General features: G+C 60.8%; 17 protein-coding genes. 8 read left to right on the top strand and 9 right to left on the bottom strand.

What is annotated here, in order from left to right:
• Positions 1 to 19: 19 nt before the first annotated feature.
• Positions 20 to 1,228 carry an MFS transporter gene (locus tag FO488_RS11445; RefSeq protein ID WP_149210677.1) on the bottom strand — a complete coding sequence of 403 codons (1,209 nt, stop codon included), beginning with the start codon at positions 1,226 to 1,228 and terminating at the stop codon, positions 20 to 22.
• A gap of 248 nt (positions 1,229 to 1,476) precedes the next feature.
• Between FO488_RS11445 and FO488_RS11440 the strand changes: the two genes are divergently transcribed.
• From FO488_RS11440 to FO488_RS11430, 3 genes are all read left to right on the top strand, one after another.
• Positions 1,477 to 2,502: a thioredoxin domain-containing protein gene (locus tag FO488_RS11440; protein WP_240731878.1), complete on the top strand. Its 1,026-nt coding sequence runs from the start codon at positions 1,477 to 1,479 to the stop codon at positions 2,500 to 2,502.
• A gap of 169 nt (positions 2,503 to 2,671) precedes the next feature.
• Entirely contained in the window at positions 2,672 to 3,505 is an 834-nt protein-coding gene (locus FO488_RS11435) for an MBL fold metallo-hydrolase (RefSeq protein WP_149210675.1), read from the top strand.
• 101 nt (positions 3,506 to 3,606) lie between these two features.
• Positions 3,607 to 4,218 carry a class I SAM-dependent methyltransferase gene (locus tag FO488_RS11430; protein ID WP_168205995.1) on the top strand — a complete coding sequence of 204 codons (612 nt, stop codon included), beginning with the start codon at positions 3,607 to 3,609 and terminating at the stop codon, positions 4,216 to 4,218.
• A gap of 36 nt (positions 4,219 to 4,254) precedes the next feature.
• Here FO488_RS11430 and FO488_RS11425 read toward each other — a convergent pair whose 3' ends face one another.
• From FO488_RS11425 to FO488_RS11415, 3 genes are all read right to left on the bottom strand, one after another.
• Complete coding sequence (locus tag FO488_RS11425) at positions 4,255 to 4,491, bottom strand: hypothetical protein (protein WP_149210673.1); 237 nt, start codon at positions 4,489 to 4,491, stop codon at positions 4,255 to 4,257.
• A gap of 67 nt (positions 4,492 to 4,558) precedes the next feature.
• Positions 4,559 to 4,795, bottom strand: coding sequence for a hypothetical protein (locus tag FO488_RS11420; RefSeq protein WP_149210672.1), 237 nt, complete (start codon positions 4,793 to 4,795; stop codon positions 4,559 to 4,561).
• Positions 4,796 to 5,123: 328 nt separating this feature from the next.
• On the bottom strand, positions 5,124 to 6,596 hold the full coding sequence (locus FO488_RS11415; RefSeq protein ID WP_240731876.1) for a peptidase S10: 1,473 nt from the start codon (positions 6,594 to 6,596) through the stop codon (positions 5,124 to 5,126).
• Positions 6,597 to 7,817: 1,221 nt separating this feature from the next.
• Between FO488_RS11415 and FO488_RS11405 the strand changes: the two genes are divergently transcribed.
• From FO488_RS11405 to FO488_RS11395, 3 genes are all read left to right on the top strand, one after another.
• Entirely contained in the window at positions 7,818 to 9,689 is a 1,872-nt protein-coding gene (locus FO488_RS11405) for a tetratricopeptide repeat protein (protein WP_149210670.1), read from the top strand.
• A 121-nt stretch (positions 9,690 to 9,810) separates the two neighbouring features.
• A complete protein-coding gene (locus tag FO488_RS11400) occupies positions 9,811 to 10,302 on the top strand; it encodes a chemotaxis protein CheW (RefSeq protein WP_149212169.1) in 492 nt (163 codons plus the stop codon).
• Between the two features lie 410 nt (positions 10,303 to 10,712).
• Positions 10,713 to 12,410, top strand: a complete 1,698-nt coding sequence (locus tag FO488_RS11395) for a cache domain-containing protein (RefSeq protein ID WP_168205994.1) — start codon at positions 10,713 to 10,715, stop codon at positions 12,408 to 12,410.
• A 16-nt stretch (positions 12,411 to 12,426) separates the two neighbouring features.
• Here the strand turns inward: FO488_RS11395 and FO488_RS11390 are convergent, their stop codons facing one another.
• From FO488_RS11390 to FO488_RS19435, 5 genes are all read right to left on the bottom strand, one after another.
• On the bottom strand, positions 12,427 to 12,870 hold the full coding sequence (locus FO488_RS11390; protein WP_149210668.1) for a PAS domain S-box protein: 444 nt from the start codon (positions 12,868 to 12,870) through the stop codon (positions 12,427 to 12,429).
• 5 nt (positions 12,871 to 12,875) lie between these two features.
• The gene (locus tag FO488_RS11385) at positions 12,876 to 13,427 is read right to left on the bottom strand and encodes a hemerythrin domain-containing protein (RefSeq protein WP_149210667.1); all 552 of its coding nucleotides are present in this window, start codon (positions 13,425 to 13,427) and stop codon (positions 12,876 to 12,878) included.
• A complete protein-coding gene (locus tag FO488_RS11380; protein ID WP_149210666.1) occupies positions 13,427 to 13,882 on the bottom strand; it encodes an iron-sulfur cluster-binding oxidoreductase in 456 nt (151 codons plus the stop codon). The genes FO488_RS11385 and FO488_RS11380 overlap by 1 nt, the downstream gene beginning before the upstream one ends.
• Positions 13,883 to 13,885: 3 nt before the next feature.
• A complete protein-coding gene (locus tag FO488_RS11375) occupies positions 13,886 to 14,107 on the bottom strand; it encodes a hypothetical protein (RefSeq protein ID WP_149210665.1) in 222 nt (73 codons plus the stop codon).
• A gap of 221 nt (positions 14,108 to 14,328) precedes the next feature.
• Positions 14,329 to 14,496, bottom strand: coding sequence for a hypothetical protein (locus FO488_RS19435; protein WP_168205801.1), 168 nt, complete (start codon positions 14,494 to 14,496; stop codon positions 14,329 to 14,331).
• Positions 14,497 to 14,706: 210 nt separating this feature from the next.
• Here FO488_RS19435 and FO488_RS11370 point away from each other — a divergent pair, with 210 nt between their 5' ends.
• Both FO488_RS11370 and pheA read left to right on the top strand, forming a co-directional pair.
• Positions 14,707 to 15,246 (top strand): HD domain-containing protein, encoded by a 540-nt coding sequence (locus tag FO488_RS11370; protein ID WP_240731874.1) that lies wholly within the window; start codon positions 14,707 to 14,709, stop codon positions 15,244 to 15,246.
• 157 nt (positions 15,247 to 15,403) lie between these two features.
• The gene (pheA, locus tag FO488_RS11365) at positions 15,404 to 16,483 is read left to right on the top strand and encodes a prephenate dehydratase (protein ID WP_149210664.1); all 1,080 of its coding nucleotides are present in this window, start codon (positions 15,404 to 15,406) and stop codon (positions 16,481 to 16,483) included.
• Positions 16,484 to 16,493: the final 10 nt, after the last annotated feature.

Below are 16,493 nucleotides of genomic sequence, written 5' to 3'. Positions count from 1 at the left end.
GGCGTACCGGAAGAAAGCCTCAATCCGCCTGGAGCCGCTCGCGCTGCGCCAGTTCGGGGAAGAAACGCCGCCAGAGCAGGACCACCAGCAAGGTGCCGATACCGCCGATCAGTGCGGCGGGCACGGTCCCGAACCAGGCGGCGGTCAGTCCCGATTCGAATTCTCCCAGTTCGTTGGAGGTGCCGATGAAAATGGCGTTGACGGCGCTGACCCGTCCGCGCATTTCGTCGGGGGTCTCCAACTGCACCAGGGTCGAACGGATGACCACGCTCAACATGTCGGACCAGCCGAGCACCACCAGGGCCACGAACGACAGGGCGATGGACGTGGAGAGGGCGAAGACGATGGTGGCAATGCCGAACCAGGTTACTGCGGCAAACATGACCTTTCCTACCTTGCGCTGCAACGGCTGGCGCGCCAGGTAGACGGATGCGGCAAAGGCGCCGACCGCCGGCGCGGAACGCAGGAAGCCGAGCCCCCAGGGGCCGGCGGAGAGGATGTCGCGGGCATAGATCGGCAGCAGGGCGGTGGCGCCGCCGAGCAGCACCGCGAAGAGGTCGAGGGATATGGCACCCAGCACCACCCGACGGCTGCGGATATAAGAAACTCCCGCAAAGACGAAGTGGAGGGAAACCGGTTCACGCTGCTGCGACAGCGGCCGTTCGATCCTAATTGCCGCAATGGCGGCGGCCGACAGGAGAAAGAGCGCGCCGCTGACGGCGTAAACCACCGCAGGGCCGGCAATATAGAGGAAGCCGCCCATCATCGGGCCGAGGATGACGGCCGCCTGCCTGACCGAAGCGTTGAGCGCCATTGCCCGGGGGAGGGTCTCCTGGGCCACCAGGGTGGGGACCAGGGTTTGGAGGGTGGTGAATTCAAAGGCGCGGGCGATGCCGATCAGGAAGATGAACGCGAGTATGGCCTCTTTGCCGGCCCACTGGGCGTGGCTTCCCAAACAGAGGCCGAACAGCGCCGCCGCCTCGACGAACTGCGCGAGAGCGACGATCCGGCGGCGGTCGTAGCGGTCGGCAACGTGTCCCACCAGCAGCACCAGCGCCGCCGAGGGGATGAACTGCACGAGTCCGACCAGGCCGAGGTCGAAGGCGCGATGGGTCAGGGAATAGATCTGCCACCCCACGGCGACGCCGGTCATCTGGTACGCGATGGTGGCAGCGGCGCGCGCCAGCAGAAAAAGAAGGAACGGTTTGTGGCGCAGGGGGGATGTCATCTCGCTCGCCTCGGGGTGGTATCGTCTATCCAGATGGAATGCATCAGCCGTTACTATAGATATGATGGGCCGCCGGGTCAAGCGGGGTAAGTGCCCCGTTGCCGTCAGGTTAATGAAAGATTGCACTCGCATTTTACGTCCGCCGTGCTATATTGTGGGCATTGATCGCGGCCAGGGGGATGCCCCCTGGGAATAACCGACGAACTATCGACGTGTTACGGATTCCACAACAAACAATGAGCAGCTCGATGCCATCATCTTCCCGCGCAGGTACGGCGGTCGCCGGCGTAGTGCTCTGGCTGGCGCTTCTGGCCGGCCTGACCCTCTCCATCCTTTCCGGCCTCAAGATCTGCACGGCCCTGTGCAGTGAAACGGCCAAATATACCATCTTCGGCATGGACTTCGGCTGGTTCGGCTGCCTCTTCTTCGGCGTGTTGATCCTGGGGGCGGCCCTGCGCAGGCGCGTTCCCCTTGCCGGCACCCTGCTGCTCTATGGCGTCGCTGGGGCCGCCGGGGCCGAACTGCGGCTGATCTGGATCCAAAAGTACGTTATCGGCGCCTGGTGTCCGGTCTGTCTCGGCATTGCGGCCATGGTCGCCACGGCGGGGCTCGCCCTGATCTACGAATTGCTGGTTACGCATACGGCATTGGGAGGAAGCATGAAAACGAGATGTACCCATATTGCAGTGATGATCCTCGCACTCCTGATCGGCCTCGGCGCTGCCGTGGCCGGTGTGCAGAAGGAGGCGGAGGCGGCAGGGCCCGACATCTACTTCGGCAAGCGCCAGAGCGATACTACGGTGTACGTTGTCAGCGATTGGTTTTGCCCCGTCTGCCGCAAGGTGGAGCCAGAAATTGAGAAGGCCTTCCCGGAGATTGCCGCAGCGGCCCGCGTGGCGTTCGTCGATATGCCGATCCACCCGGACACCTCCAACTACACCCCCTTCAACCTGCAATTCATCGTGTACAACAAGGACAAATACATGCGCCTGCGCCATGTATTGGACGAACTCTCCCGCAGCACCAAGAGCCCGACCCCGGAGCAGGTCCAGGCGGCGGTGGCTCCCCTGGGCATCACGCTGCGGCCCCACAACTTCGTCGAGATCATGAACGGCGTCAAGCTCTTCGAATCCATCTTCCGCGGTTTCGGCGTCAAGGCTACCCCCACGGTGGTGATCGACAATCCCAGAACCAAAAAGCGGAAACTCCTGATCGGCAGCCGCGAGATTACCAGAAACGCCATAAAAGAGGCCATCGCCGAGGTCGGACGCTAACGGCACATCTTCATGAGTGCCCTTGTAATCCCCGTTTTTGCCGCCCGGCAGCCTGATGCTGCCGGGCGTTTTTGTTGCCGTGGTTGACATGGTCTTTACTATATGTATATTGATATATTTTGGTGAGGTGTGACGGCATCCGGGGTCAAGATGGAGAAGAAGGTGGCATATGAACTTTCGTATTACCGTCCTGTGTGAAAATTCGGTCGGCCCCATCTCCGGCACTCTGGGAGAGCACGGCTTTGCCGCCCTGATCGAACCGTCCGGCGGGGAGGCCATCCTGTTCGATACCGGCCAGGGGCTTACCCTGCTGCACAACGCCCGCCGGATGAACAAGAATCTTTCTGCCGTGGGCAAAGTGGCCCTTTCCCATGGCCATTTCGACCATGCCGGCGGGCTGCTCCCCTACCTGCAGGAGTGCGGACCCCGCCGGGTGTACGGGCACACGGCGATCTTCACCCCCCGTTACCGGGTCAAGGATACGGGAGAGTGCCTGCCCATCGGCCTGCCCCAGGGGCGGGAGCAGCTGGAACGGGCCGGGGCGGCCTTCGATCTTTCGACGGCATTCCGCGAACTGGCCCCCGGCGTTCACCTTACGGGCGAGATCCCCCGCGTCACGGCGTTCGAAACCGGTGACCAGGGGCTGTACCGTGACTGCACCGGACAGGAGTTGGACGTCACGATTGACGACCAGTCGCTGGTGCTGGAGACCGGCAGGGGGCTGGTGGTCGTGCTGGGGTGCTGCCATGCCGGAGTGATCAATACCCTGGAACATATCGCCTCCACGACCGGCCGGCGCGATGTGTATGCCCTGATCGGCGGGACCCATCTGGCGTTTTGCGGCCGGGAGCAGGCGGAAAAAACCGTTCAGGCGGTCAAGGAGTGGGGGATCAGGAAGATCGCGGCCGGCCATTGCACCGGGTTTGCCGCCGCGGCGCGCCTGTCGCGGGAGGTGCCGCGGGAATTCCAGGTTGCGCAGGTCGGGTATACCCTTGAGGTATGATCGTCGGGAAGCCGTTGTGGCGGGACGTGTTCCACGGGACACGCGAAGCGCCGGGCGTGCGCCGTGGAACACGCCGTAACAGGCCATTGGGGAGGAATATCATGGAACGGAAGAATTTCGATAGTGCCGCAGCAACCTGGGATGAGGAGCCGCGTCGGGTAAAGCTGGCTGCGGACATCGGGACGGCAATAAAGAATGCGGTCCCGCTTTCGGCCGACTGGGACGGGATGGACTACGGCTGCGGCACCGGACTGCTGACCCTCGACCTGGCGCCGGCCCTGCACAGCATGGTCGGCATGGACAGCTCCCAGGGGATGGTGGACCGCCTGACCGCCAAATGCGCCGCAGCAGGCATTACGAATACGCGTGCGCTTCGCTGCAACCTGGAACAGGGGGAGTTGCCCGCAGGCCCTTTTCATCTCGTCACCAGCGCCATGACCCTGCACCACATCCCGGAGATCGTCCCACTCCTGACGTCGCTGCGGGGACTGTTGCGCCCCGGCGGCTGGGTCGCCCTGGCTGATCTGGAAACCGAGGACGGCAGCTTCCACGAGGATCAGACCGGCGTCTTCCACCACGGTTTCAGCCGGGAAGAACTGGAGGGCTTGCTCGCCCGGGCCGGCTTCGTCTCCATCGCTGTCCGCAGTGCCACCACCGTGCGCAAGGGGGAGCGCGTCTACCCGGTTCTGCTTGCCGTGGCCGTCAACCCCTGAGCCGGGGCAGGCGTTCCCGCCCCGGTTCGCGTTCGCTTATTTGCTCTTCACCGTCTGCGGTTCGGCGGCCTTGTCCTTGCTGAGCCCCTTGGCGAAGCCGAACAGCAGCAGCACGACCGGCATGAGCTGGGCAATGACGATCAGGGCGCAGAATCCCAGGAATATCCATACGAACAGCCCACTGTTGTCTTCCCGTGCGCCGCTCGCGGCGAACGCGTTGGAAACGGAACCTATGCTCAAAAGCAGAGCGTTTTTCAATAGTGTGGTTTTCATGGCATCCTCCCTGTCTTGACTCCGTCCGAAGACCGGCCGTTTCCCTCTCGCGCCAACCGTTTGCGGACTATTTTGTGCCCATGGTTCCGTGCGATTTTTCATCGCTGGCTGAAAAAATCCCTTTCACCATCCCGACGAACAGCATGACACCCGGGATGAACTGGAACAGGACGATCAGTATCCCGAACGCGATGAAGAATGTGGCCAGCAAACCCATACCTTCGCCTTCACTTCCCCCTCCCGCTGCCATCGCTCTTGCGGCAGTGATCATCAGGGACATTAGCGTTGCTGATAAGGTTCTCATGGCTCTCTCCTTTCTTTCTTCGGGTGTCCGCTTCCTTGACCTTTTAAATTGCATCGGCCATGCCATAACGTAAAAAGTTTTTTATGCGGTTGTAACATGGTTATATTATTGGATATTGTTTTTGGCGGCGAGGGCGGGTAACCGCTCGGAGTACCTGCTCCATGGGGGTCTGTATACCAATCCCATACAGCCGTGACGATGCGGGATGCCGGGGCCGCGGGCCCAGCACGCTGAGATTGTTTGATTTTTTTTGAAGTCGGGGGCGGAAAGTACCTGTATAGGGAAAAGATACATTCGGGAGGCGGTCCTTGTGTCCGGGGCGTCTACCTCATTCGTTTTCAGCCAGCGTCCTCTGGACGAACTCCTTGACGTCGCGATTCAACTGCTCCCGGGAGACGCTGTCCAGGTACATCATATGGCCGGCACGGTACCGGCGGGTTGAAATGTTTTTCCGGAGCGCCGGCGTCAAGCCTAAGTGGTTGAGGGTGTACGCGCTGGAAAAGTGGGGAGTTGCCAGATCGAAGAGCCCCATAGCCACGAAGAGCTTCATGGAGGGGTTTTTGGCAAAACTGTTGCGCAGGTTGTCGCTGGTGTCGGCGTAGCTGTTCTTCGCCTCCCAGTCCCAGTGGCCGATGCCGCCGCCCAGGGTAAAGTATTCCAGATCGGACTGGTACCCCAGTTCCGCGCGGATATAGCGGTTGAACGCATCGGTGTAGGGGGGGCGGATGACGGCGACGGTGGGGTCGAAGCCGCGATGGCTCGACGGTTCCAGGTCCTGTGCCGCGAAACGGCTGTCCAGATAGCCGACCATCTGCTGCCGGTCGCGGAGGAGTTCCCTGACGAAGCTTCTGTTGTCGATACGCAGGTTGCGGTTGGCGATGAAGGCCGCATCCAGTCCGGTAAATTCGGCCAGTTTGCCGACGATCTCGCGGCGTTTTTCGGCGGGCAGGCCATCCCCCTGGACCAGGGCCGCCGTATACTCCGTTGCCGCCCATGACTCGGCCTGGGCCAGCGTCGTGTCCAGGTCGGCCTGGAGTGGGGGCGCCAGCTTGCCATGATACCACGCCGTTGCCGTATAGCTGGGGAGGAACAGGGGGTAGGGGAGGTCATTGCCCTGATCGAAGCTGAGGGTTTGCATGTTCATGACCGAGGAGACGAGCACGATGCCGTTGAGCGCGATGCCGTGCTCAAGCAGGTATTCGGACAGCCCGGCGGAGCGGAAGGCCCCATAGCTCTCCCCCGCCAGGAACAACGGTCCGCCCCAGCGTTCGTAGCGTCCCAGATAGAGCCTGATGAACTGGCCCAACGAGTCCACATCCCCCTGGACCGTGGTGAATTTTTTCGTCAGATCCGCCTTGGCCGCCCGGCTGTAGCCGGTGCCGACCGGGTCGATGAACACCAGATCAGCCCATTCCAGCCAGGTTGTGCCGTTGTCATCCAGGCGAAAGGGGGGAGCGGGCATCCTGCCATCGGGCAGCATGCGCACGATGCGGGGGCCGGCAGCCCCGAGGTGCAGCCAGACCGACGATGAGCCGGGACCGCCGTTGAAGATGAACAGGAGCGGCCGTTTGACGCTGGGCGAGGGGGTGGGAACGGTGTAGGCGACAAAAAAGATCCGGGCCTCGGTTTCGCCGGCATCGTTGAGCACCGGCAGTTTGCCTGCGGTCGCCGTATAGGCCAGTTCCTTGCCCTTCAGGCGGATGGTGTGGCGGGTAACGACCGGTGTTTCCGCAGCCGGGAGCGGCTCCTTTTTCTCCTTCTCGGCTCCCTTCTCGTCGCCCCGGGCCGGTTGGGCGATCATCGTGGCTGTTTCCGCCGCGGACATACAAGGGTGCTGAAGTTCACCGGTCAGCAAGAGTACGGTCAAAAACAGGGATATGAGCAAGGGGCGTACCTCCGGGAAACAGACGCTCGGGCAGCAAAGCCACGAACACACTATACCCCATCCCGCGTACTGTCACAACCATCACGGTGCCTGTGGGCCCAAAGGCACTGCCCCGGCGTCGGCCGGCCCTGTTTCCGTTTGTGAATTATTCTTGATATGTTTTTTGTTATATAGTATAAATTGAATTATTGGGCAGGGGGTGAGGATACGATCCCCACACAACCTGCCCGGCCTGAGTCTGAAAAGCGAGGTGACGGAGTGAAAGACCTGATAGTGCTGATCGTATTCCTGGCAGTGTGGATTGTGCTCCAGAAGTTTATCCTGCCGCGCCTCGGCGTGCCCACCTGAATGTCCAATTCCTGCGACCTCGGGGACCGGGGTGCCAAGCATGAGAATGAGGCGAAGGATCTGCCCCGGAGCAAGGAGTAGCGGGGAAGAGGGGCGAACGCCCCACGGCGTGCCGACCAATTCGGTTGCACTTTGCTGCAACAATCTGATATTACTGTCGTCATGTACCACGCCATGCGGCACCACCTGACCAGGCACCTGGTTTGCTTTGCCCTGCCTTTATTCCTGTTGTTCCTCGGGATGAAGGTCCCAAACCTGTCACGTCCGCACAAGCCGAAGCCATCACCGCGCGCCGTTCTGGAACCTCCCACGGGAAAACCGCTCCAGCAGGCGCCGGCAAAACAGTGCAATGAACCCGTTGCCCTGGGGTGGTCGATTCCGCAAGCCGCTCCTCCCGCAAGCCAGCCGCCGGCCAGTCCCCTCACGGTGCCGTTCGTTTCCCTCCTGCTGCTGTTACGGCTTTTAACGCCGCGCGCTCCTCCCCGTTCCCCTTCGTTCGTTTGAATCCCGCCATGTTCCTGCAACCGTGGCCATACCGTCGGCGACTGCTGCACGTGTGCCCCCTGGCAGTCTCGTCCTGCCAGGGAGTATCTGATGGCACTGGTGGGGGTTCCGACGGGCGGCTTGCCGTCTAAGCTATGGCAAAGAGCGTCCGGCCGACCAGGGGCATGACGAGGCGGCCTGGAAAAAGAATCGCCGCGACGAACTTGTCGTGATGACGCCGTAAGCTGTTCTCACCCCGGGGGATCGCTGCAAGGTCCTCCGGGGTGGAGGAAGGATCGGGTAACCATGATGCAAGGCATGACCTTTATTCGTTTTTTTGTTCTCGTAATCGCGGTCGTTTTCTGTTGCGGTTTTACCTGGGGGCTGTCCAAGTCCGACCCCTGCACGGAAGCGCGCAGGTCCCTCGACACGCTCACCGCCGTCAGCGCTGCCCCGCAACGGTTGAAACAGGAAGAGGGCATTCTCAAAGTATGCCCGGATGGTGCTGCCGGGCGTTTCGTCAAGGCGCTCAGGGCCGAACGGTCCGGTAAGCTGGACAGCGCAATGGCGCTCTACCGCGAGGTGGTGGCCAAAGACGCCACCGTTGCCGAAGCCCATGGCAACCTTGGCCTGCTGCTCCTCCAGCAGGGGCGGGACAGGGAGGCGTCGGTCGAACTGACCAGAGGGCTTATGGGCAAGCCCGATCCCCGCTATCATCGAGCCCTGGGCACGATCATGGGGGAGGGGGCATTGCCGGCCCTGGCGCTGTTCCATTACAGCTCGGCACGCCGGGCCTTCCCCGATGACGCCGCTATTCATGCCGGCCTTGCCAGGGCCTATGAAGACCTCAAACAGTACGACAAGGCGGCAAGCGCGTATGACCGGCTGCTGGTACTGAAGCCCGGCGATGCGGCCGCCCGTCTCGGGCTGGCCGGAGTCTACCGCAGGGCCGGCAAGCTCGACCAGGCGGCCGGTCAGCTTCGGACCTACCTTGCGGCCAATGCCTCTGACCCGAAGGGGCACAAGCTCTTGGCGGATGTGCTGATGGAAAAGGGCGACCGGGAGGCGGCCCGTAAGGAGTATCTGCTGGCCGGGATCGATGTCACCATCGACCCGGAAGACTTCGCCCGCAAGGGCGATGAGTTCATGGCGGAACGCGAATACGGCAAGGCCATTACCGCCTACCAGACGGCTCTCAAGGGACGCTCCGACTGGACCGGCGTACAGCAGAAACTGGGGGACGCCCAAATGGCGGCCGGCCATGACGATGACGCCGCGGCGACGTTCACGGCGCTGGTCAAGGGAGGGGCAAAGGACGGCGCAACGCTGTACCGGCTTGGCCTGCTCAACGAGCGCAAGGGGCAGCTCGATGAAGCGCTGTCGTTTTACCGTGGGGCGCTCCAGTCCGACCCCTCCAACGTCAACGCCCGGCGCAGACTGGCCGAGATATTCACCTGGCGCGGCAGTTTTGCCGAGGCGGCGGAGCAGTACCGCGAGCTGATCCGCACGAGAGCCGACAACCCGCTGTATCACCTGAACCTGGGGCGGGTGTACGTTCGTGGCAAGGATCTGAAAAACGCGGTCCTGGAGTACGAAGAGGCCCTGCGCCTCGATCCGACCAGTATCGAGGGTCATCGGGAACTGGCGCGGATACTCATGCGCCGTTCGTCTCCCGAAAAGGCGGAGTATCATTACCGGGAAGTCATCCGGCTGAACGCTGAGGACGAGGAAGCCCGCAATGGCCTGATCACGCTCTATGTCAGGCAGAAGCGCTTCGATGACCTGACCGGGCTTGTCAAGGATTGGCTGGAAAGGTCGCCGGACGACCCGCAACGCCACTACCGCCTGGGGATCGTCTATGAGTTCAAAAAGGATTATGAGCTGGCCTTCAGCGAGTACCGGAAGTCACTCGAGTTGAAGCCTGACAATGCCAGGGCGCTCTTTGCCCTCGGCCGGGCCTACCTGAAAAGCGGGCGCATCTCCGAGGCCAGGGAGATGCTGGAGGCGGCAAAAAAGGCCGATCCGGGCTTTGCGGAGCCCCAGCTGTTGCTGAGCAGCATCAAATACGACGCCCCGTCCGCCAAAGCCAGGAAGCATAGTGTGCAAAAGGTGAAAAAGACGCATAAGCGCCATGAGAACGTTAAGGGCAAGAAGCGCACGCGAAATCGCGGGCATTGATGCAGGCGCGTGCATTCCGCCCGCTGCTGCGGCCGGGCCGTTCAGGCTTTGACAGGGCCTTGGCAAACTGGTATAGAATGGGCAGTGCGACAACGATCTGAAACACAGAAAGGATGGGATGATGTCCAACGAACTGGTGGTCAAGAGTGATGAGTCCAAGGGAGAGCTCAACCAACTCGTCAGCTTTAACCTGGGTGACGAAGAATTCGGCATAGAAGTTCTGAAGGTCCGCGAGATCATCCGGATGACCGCCATTACGCATATGCCCAACACCCCGCACTACATCGAGGGCATCATCAACCTCCGTGGCCGCGTGATTCCCATTGTCTCCATGCGCCGCAAATTCGGCTTGCCCGAAGTGGAGAGCAATAGCCAGACCCGCATCATCGTCGTGGATGTAAGCGGCAATTTGACGGGATTCATCGTCGATGCCGTGTCGGAGGTCATCCGCATCTCCGACAGCGAGATACAGCCTCCTCCACCCGTGGTGTCGGGCGGTATCGATCAGGAGTGCATCACGGGCGTCATCAATCGTACGGACCGCCTGTTGGTGCTCCTTTCCCTGGACAAAATGTTTTCACCGGGAGAAACCCAGCTATTTGGCGGGATGTAAACAGAATTTGCCGGAAAACCGTTGTGACGATGGGGATCTCCTGATGGGGTATCCCCATTATTATTTTTTCTGTCCACCCTCCAATCTCCACCCCTTCGCCGCCCGGCCAAGCGGCGCGCAATCCCTGTTCCGGCCCTCCGGGGGAGGCCGTTGTGCCGCTTCTCTTTTGGGAAAAAATACCGATAGTCCGGCCAATCCCTGGCATGACCCGATTTGAGGCCCGGCTTTTGCACGTTTATGCATGCACCACGTTGCTGCGGTCATGTCGCGCCGTGGTGATGTCCGCACGAACATGCCGAACGAATTGCGGGGCGCCTCGCCATGTCTTCGTTGATGATTGCCCCGGCTCCCGGCAGGAAATCCATCTCCCGAGCGCCTCGCCGGCACAACGGCCTCTCAAGGACGCGTTCATGATACAACGCCTGCTCAACCGCCTCGTCTCCCTGTCGCTGCGCAAGCTTTTGCTTCTGTTGGCCCTTCTGCTTGCCTTGCCGGCTGTGGGGCTGATCGTCCATTTTGGCCTGGACCAGCGCCATGACGCACTGCAGGAAGGTATCGTCGAGACGAGGAAGCTGGCCTACAGCATCGCATCAGAACAGAGAAACCTTACCGCGGGCGCACAACAGCTGGTGACCGTTCTGGGGCAATTGCCCCAGGTCAGGGAGCATAAGGCCGCGGCCGTCAACGGTATTCTGACGAGCGTTCTCGCCCTGAATCCCCAGTATGCGAATATTGTCATCACCGACCCGACAGGAAAGGTGTGGGCATCGGCCCTGCCTCTTACCAAGCCCATATCCCTGCAGGACAAGCGCACCTTCCGGAATGCGGCCAGAACCAGGCAGTTTTCTTCCGGCGAATATGTCATCGGCCAGCTTTCCACAAAACCGACCATCGGTTTCGGGTATCCGGTCCTGGATGAAAACGGCGAGGTTTCGGCCGTCATTGCGATCAATTTCAACTTCGACCACTACAACGTCCTGTTCAACCAGGCCGACCTGCCCGCGGGGACGACCTTCAATATCATCGACTACAACGGGGTGATAATCGACAGAAACCTGAACCCCGAGAGGTTCATCGGCAAAAAGGTCAACGACGGGGTCTTCATGAGCATGGTGAACGGTCCCGAGGAGGACTCGTTTATTGATGTGGGGGTGTCCGGCGACCGGCGGATCATTTCCTATACCAAATTGCGGTTACGCAATGAAACGTTCCCCTACCTGTACGTTCGCGCCGGTATCCCTCTGCAGGCCACCCTGAGCAAAGCGGCGGAGAAACAGTTTTACAATATGGCGTTCCTGACGCTGTTCCTGGTGGCGGCCATCCTCCTGGCCCTGTTTATCGGCAAGCATTGTTTTGTCAACAGGGTCACGGCGCTGCAGGAGGCTTCCCACCGGCTGGCGGCAGGAGATTTGCACACGCGGGTTTCCGATGGCCTGGGCGGGGGCGAGTTGGGGGACCTGGCCCGGACCTTCGACCAGATGGCGGCTCAACTTTCCGCCCGGGAGAAGGCGGTGCGGGAAAGCGAGGCACGATTCCGCAGCGCCTTGGAGAATGCCCCCATCGGGATGGCCATCGTCTCCCTCAACGGCACGTTCATCCAGGTCAATCACGCCCTGTGCGCCATCCTGGGATATGAAAAGGCGGCCCTTGAAGGTTTGACCTTCGGAGAGGTCACCCACCCCGACGATCTGAGCCTGGATGTCCCCAACGTGGAGCGACTGTTGGACGGGGAACTATCCGCCTATACCGTGGAAAAACGGTACATAACCAAGGGACGCGAACTGGTCTGGGTGCAACTGACGGCCTCACTCCTCAGGGACGACGAAAGCGCTCCGGGATCTTTCATCGTCCAGATTGAGGACATCAGTGATCGGAAGAAGACCGAAAAAGAGCGCGAAGGGCTTATCGGAGATCTTCAGGGGGCGTTGTGCGATGTCAGAACGTTGAGCGGCCTGCTCCCCATTTGCCATTCCTGCAAGAAAATCCGCGACGACAAGGGGTACTGGAACCAACTGGAGACCTATATCAGCAAGCACTCCGGCGCAATGTTCAGCTACAGCATCTGCCCTGACTGCGAAAGCAAACAATGCGGTCCCGGGAGCAGATGACAGAACGGCTCCCTCTTTATCCCGGCACCGCATTTTTCAGCAGCGACTCCAATTCCCGCATGCGTTCCTTTTGCTCCCGTTCCCGCTGCCAGCGCGCCGTCACGTCACGGATGATCGCGGCAACGCCCTGTACCTGCCCGGCCGTATCCGTGACCAGAACCAGGGAAAACTCCGTGGAGATGCGGCTGCCGTCCTTGCACAGGGCGGGGGCGGAGAGCAATTCGACGCTATAGCGGCTCGTGCCGCTGGCCATGACCCGGAAGTAGCCGTCCCAGTGCCGTTGGCGCAGGTTTTCGGGTATGATCAGGTCCAGGGACTTCCCCAGCGCCTCTTCGCGGCGATAGCCGAACATCCGTTCCGCGCCGCTGTTCCAGAGCCGGATAATCCCCTTGCTGTCGGAAAACAGCACGGCGTCGCTGGCGTTATCGATGACGATGCGGCAGAGCTGCTCGGTCTCCATGTGATCTACCCCTCTTGCTCGTATTTTGATACCAGCGCTTCATAACGGGCCGCGAAACCGGCCGGTTTCCCTGCTTCTGCCGCCGCATAGCCCGCGATGAGGCTGCTTTTCAGTCTAGCAGGTATGAGTCGTTCGGCAAGGGGGTAGAGTATCCCGTCCTCTTTCGCAATGTGGGCGCGCAACAGTTCGGCGTAGGCCAGGGCATGTTCCGCAACGAGCGCAGCGCAGCCGCCGTTGCCCGCCGCTGCCTCTTTGGCCGCCGCCTCCATGGCGCCCACGTGCCGTCTGCCCTGGTCATGCTCCAGCAGCATGGCGGCCACCGGGCTGTGCTCCCGGGGCATGCCGTTTTCGAGCAGCGCCGCAAAGAGGACGTCCTCCTCTTTGGCGTGGTGGAAGCGGTCGGCATAAGTGCGGATAAAGTCCGTGCCGTCCAGGTAGAATTGCCATTCGTCGTACGCTCCTGCGGCGGTGCGGCGGGCGTTGCGTTCCAGGAGGGCCACCATCCTCAGAATCAGGCGGTGTTCATTGACCAGCGCCTGGGTAATCCCGGTTTCCATCAGTTCCTCCGTTCTCCGTTGACGCCGATCACGACGCTCTCAAGGGGGATCTCCCGCCCGCTTCGGGCCAGCGCCTCCCGGACCATGATGTCCAGACCGCGGCAGCAGGGCACCTCCATGATGGCCACAGTGATGCTCCTGATGGCGTTGGCGCTGAATATGGCTGCCAGCTTTTCCCCATAGGGGGTGGTGTCGTCCAGCTTTGGACAGGCGATGGCCAGGGCTTTGCCCTTCAGCAGGTCCTGGTGCATGCCGCCCATGGCATAGGCCACGCAGTCGGCGCTGATCAGGAGGTCCGCATTCTGGAAATAGGGTGCCGTCGGCGGCACCAAATGGAGTTGCACCGGCCACTGCCGAAGCTCTGAAGGGACGGCGACCGCGGTGCCGCCATGCGATGCCGGTTGTTCGATGATACGCGCGGCGCTGCCGGGGCAGCCGCATCCGGGATGTGCCATGATTCATTCTCCTTTCGTCGTCAGGTAGCGGTTGATTTCCTGCTGGATCGCCGTCTCGTCGTCCTTTGCCAGGCCATGGATGGCGACCACGTCCTTCAAGAGGCAGATACCCACCGAGCAGGTCACGCAACCGATGTCATAGCGGTTGAGAATCCCGCCGATCTCCGGATATGTTTGGATCACGTCTTGGATGGCCCTGTCGCCAAGGCCGCTTCTGAGTTCCATGGTGTCAACCTCCTCGCCTCGTGAAGTATGGTTGCAGCATAGCCTGCCCGGGCGGGAAAATTAATGATGCGGGTCAAGATTTTGTCGAAAGAGGGGATGTCCCAGGTTGAAAGCTGATGGAAAGGGGAATACGCAAACGCTTTTATTCGGAAGGGGATTAAGGTATAAAAAGGGATACTGGCGTTCCGCCCGGCGAGGAGCGGCGTGAGGCGGCGGGTCTCCTAGCCGGCAGCGCAGAGCAGGGAGCAGCCGTCGTTCAGGTAATCGGACGCGCGGACCTGATCGACGACCCAGTAGAGATTGTCCCGCCCCAGGAGGATGGCAACCGGCTCTCCAATGCTGATGGCGTACATTTGCGCTACGGAATAAAACGAGAACTTGGCGTACATGACTATCTGCTCCTGTTTGGTTATCCATCCGGACCCGCCCGGGTTGGTGGGGCATTTTTTATAAAAGCATAAGGCATGCCAAATAAATTACGTAATAAAAACATGGCATTGAAAATTGAAGACAAAATAATGACATTTTAAAAGCCCTTTTGTTACAAAAGGGTGTCTAAAATTTGACTTTTGGCGGTGAAGACACAGATGGTGGATGTGATGGCACTACTGGGCAGGTACTTTGAAGGGGAGGGGCTGGAGATCGCCGCCACCCATGGGCGCGCGGTGGCGGAACTTGCCCTGGCGGTCGGTCGTGAGGTCGCTCTTGCTCCCGATGAGTGTGCTTTCATACAGGAAGCGGCCATGCTGCACGATATTGGCGTCTGCAGGGTCGCCGCCCCTGGGATCGGCGCCTTGGGGGTGCATCCCTACATCATGCACGGCATCCTGGGACGGGAAATCCTTGAGCGCGAGGGGCTGCCGCGTCACGCCCTGGTGTGCGAACGCCACATCGGCGTCGGCCTGACGGCCCGGGACATCGCAGACCAGAAGCTGCCGCTTCCCCCCAGGGATATGGTCCCCCGGACGACGGCGGAAGAGATCATCTGCTTCGCCGATCTGTTTTTTTCAAAGAATCCCGGAAGGTTGACCCTCAGAACGCCACCGGAGCGGGTTCGCGAAAAGCTTTCCGGTTTTGGGCAGGACAAGCTTCAAATTTTTGACGCATGGCTGGAGCGTTTCGGGGCGGCTCTCCACTGAGGGGGGATAATGCGGCCCGAGCCCTGTCGTGCAGGGAGGGGGTTGCGCCCGGACGGCTATTCCGTATACTTAATAGTGGTTGCATTTGAAGCGGCTATGCAGTAAATTGACCCTCTTCTTTATTGAGAAATCCCGTAACGCTTTCAGGTGGACTTCATTGCAACAGGAAACCCCCACAATCGAACAGCTCCGCACCAGCATCGACAGTATCGACAACCGGATTGTCGAGCTTCTCAACGAGCGCGCGCGGGTGGTGGTCGAGGTCGGCAAGCTCAAGTCCGGCAGCAATATGGAGTTTCATGTTCCCGGCCGCGAACGCCAGATCTATGAGCGGCTGCTGAGCCGCAACCCCGGGCCTTTCCCCAATGACGCCCTGCGCAGTATCTACCGCGAGATCATCTCGGCCAGCCTTGCCCTGGAATCCCCCATGAAAGTTGCTTTTCTGGGGCCCAAGGCGACCTTCAGCCACCTGGCCACCATGCAGCAGTTCGGGCTCTCCGCGGAACTGGTGCCGCTCAAATCGATCCCGTCGGTCTTCGAGGAGGTGGAGAAGGGCAAGGCGCTGTATGGCGTGGTGCCGGTTGAAAACTCCACCGAAGGGGTCGTCTCCCATACCCTCGACATGTTCGTGGAGAGCAGTCTGAAGATCACCGCCGAGATCCTGCTGGAGGTGCATCACGACCTGTTGTCCCGTTCCGGACGGCTTGAAGACGTCAAAAAGGTTTACTCCCACCCCCAGGCCATCGCCCAGTGCCGTCAATGGTTTGACGAGAATCTGCCCGGCGTGCCGTTGGTGGACGTGGCCTCCACGGCCGTGGCGGCCCAGATCGTCAGCGAAGACGGTACCGCCGCCGCCATCGCCAGCGAACTGGCCGGTTCGCTCTATGACCTCAAGGTGGTCAGGACCAGGATCGAGGACCAGGTCAACAACTTTACCCGTTTCCTGGTGATCGCCCGTAAGGAGATCGAGCGTTCGGGCAACGACAAGACCTCCATACTGTTCTCCGTCAAGGATGAGCCCGGCATCCTCTGCCGCATGCTGGAACCTTTTGCCAAGCGCGGCATCAATCTCTCCAAGATCGAATCGCGCCCCTACAAGAAAAAGGCCTGGGAGTACATCTTTTTTCTCGACCTGTTCGGCCACGCCTCCGAACCGGAAGTGGCGACGGCCCTGAAAGAACTCAAGGAGTGCTGTCAATTTCTCAAAGTCCTCGGTTCCTATCCGCGGTCGATGTAGGAGCGAGGCG

Source organism: Geobacter sp. FeAm09, from assembly GCF_008330225.1.
Classification (GTDB): domain Bacteria; phylum Desulfobacterota; class Desulfuromonadia; order Geobacterales; family Pseudopelobacteraceae; genus Oryzomonas.
This window is presented reverse-complemented; position numbering and strand designations above follow the sequence as displayed.

What these genes read in the sequence shown, in the direction of transcription:
- FO488_RS11445 (WP_149210677.1), bottom strand. Translation starts at nt 1,228, where the DNA reads ATGACATCCCCCCTGCGCCACAAACCGTTCCTTCTTTTTCTGCTGGCG.
- FO488_RS11440 (WP_240731878.1), top strand. Translation starts at nt 1,477, where the DNA reads ATGCCATCATCTTCCCGCGCAGGTACGGCGGTCGCCGGCGTAGTGCTC.
- FO488_RS11435 (WP_149210675.1), top strand. Translation starts at nt 2,672, where the DNA reads ATGAACTTTCGTATTACCGTCCTGTGTGAAAATTCGGTCGGCCCCATC.
- FO488_RS11430 (WP_168205995.1), top strand. Translation starts at nt 3,607, where the DNA reads ATGGAACGGAAGAATTTCGATAGTGCCGCAGCAACCTGGGATGAGGAG.
- FO488_RS11425 (WP_149210673.1), bottom strand. Translation starts at nt 4,491, where the DNA reads ATGAAAACCACACTATTGAAAAACGCTCTGCTTTTGAGCATAGGTTCC.
- FO488_RS11420 (WP_149210672.1), bottom strand. Translation starts at nt 4,795, where the DNA reads ATGAGAACCTTATCAGCAACGCTAATGTCCCTGATGATCACTGCCGCA.
- FO488_RS11415 (WP_240731876.1), bottom strand. Translation starts at nt 6,596, where the DNA reads ATGATCGCCCAACCGGCCCGGGGCGACGAGAAGGGAGCCGAGAAGGAG.
- FO488_RS11405 (WP_149210670.1), top strand. Translation starts at nt 7,818, where the DNA reads ATGATGCAAGGCATGACCTTTATTCGTTTTTTTGTTCTCGTAATCGCG.
- FO488_RS11400 (WP_149212169.1), top strand. Translation starts at nt 9,811, where the DNA reads ATGTCCAACGAACTGGTGGTCAAGAGTGATGAGTCCAAGGGAGAGCTC.
- FO488_RS11395 (WP_168205994.1), top strand. Translation starts at nt 10,713, where the DNA reads ATGATACAACGCCTGCTCAACCGCCTCGTCTCCCTGTCGCTGCGCAAG.
- FO488_RS11390 (WP_149210668.1), bottom strand. Translation starts at nt 12,870, where the DNA reads ATGGAGACCGAGCAGCTCTGCCGCATCGTCATCGATAACGCCAGCGAC.
- FO488_RS11385 (WP_149210667.1), bottom strand. Translation starts at nt 13,427, where the DNA reads ATGGAAACCGGGATTACCCAGGCGCTGGTCAATGAACACCGCCTGATT.
- FO488_RS11380 (WP_149210666.1), bottom strand. Translation starts at nt 13,882, where the DNA reads ATGGCACATCCCGGATGCGGCTGCCCCGGCAGCGCCGCGCGTATCATC.
- FO488_RS11375 (WP_149210665.1), bottom strand. Translation starts at nt 14,107, where the DNA reads ATGGAACTCAGAAGCGGCCTTGGCGACAGGGCCATCCAAGACGTGATC.
- FO488_RS19435 (WP_168205801.1), bottom strand. Translation starts at nt 14,496, where the DNA reads ATGTACGCCAAGTTCTCGTTTTATTCCGTAGCGCAAATGTACGCCATC.
- FO488_RS11370 (WP_240731874.1), top strand. Translation starts at nt 14,707, where the DNA reads ATGGCACTACTGGGCAGGTACTTTGAAGGGGAGGGGCTGGAGATCGCC.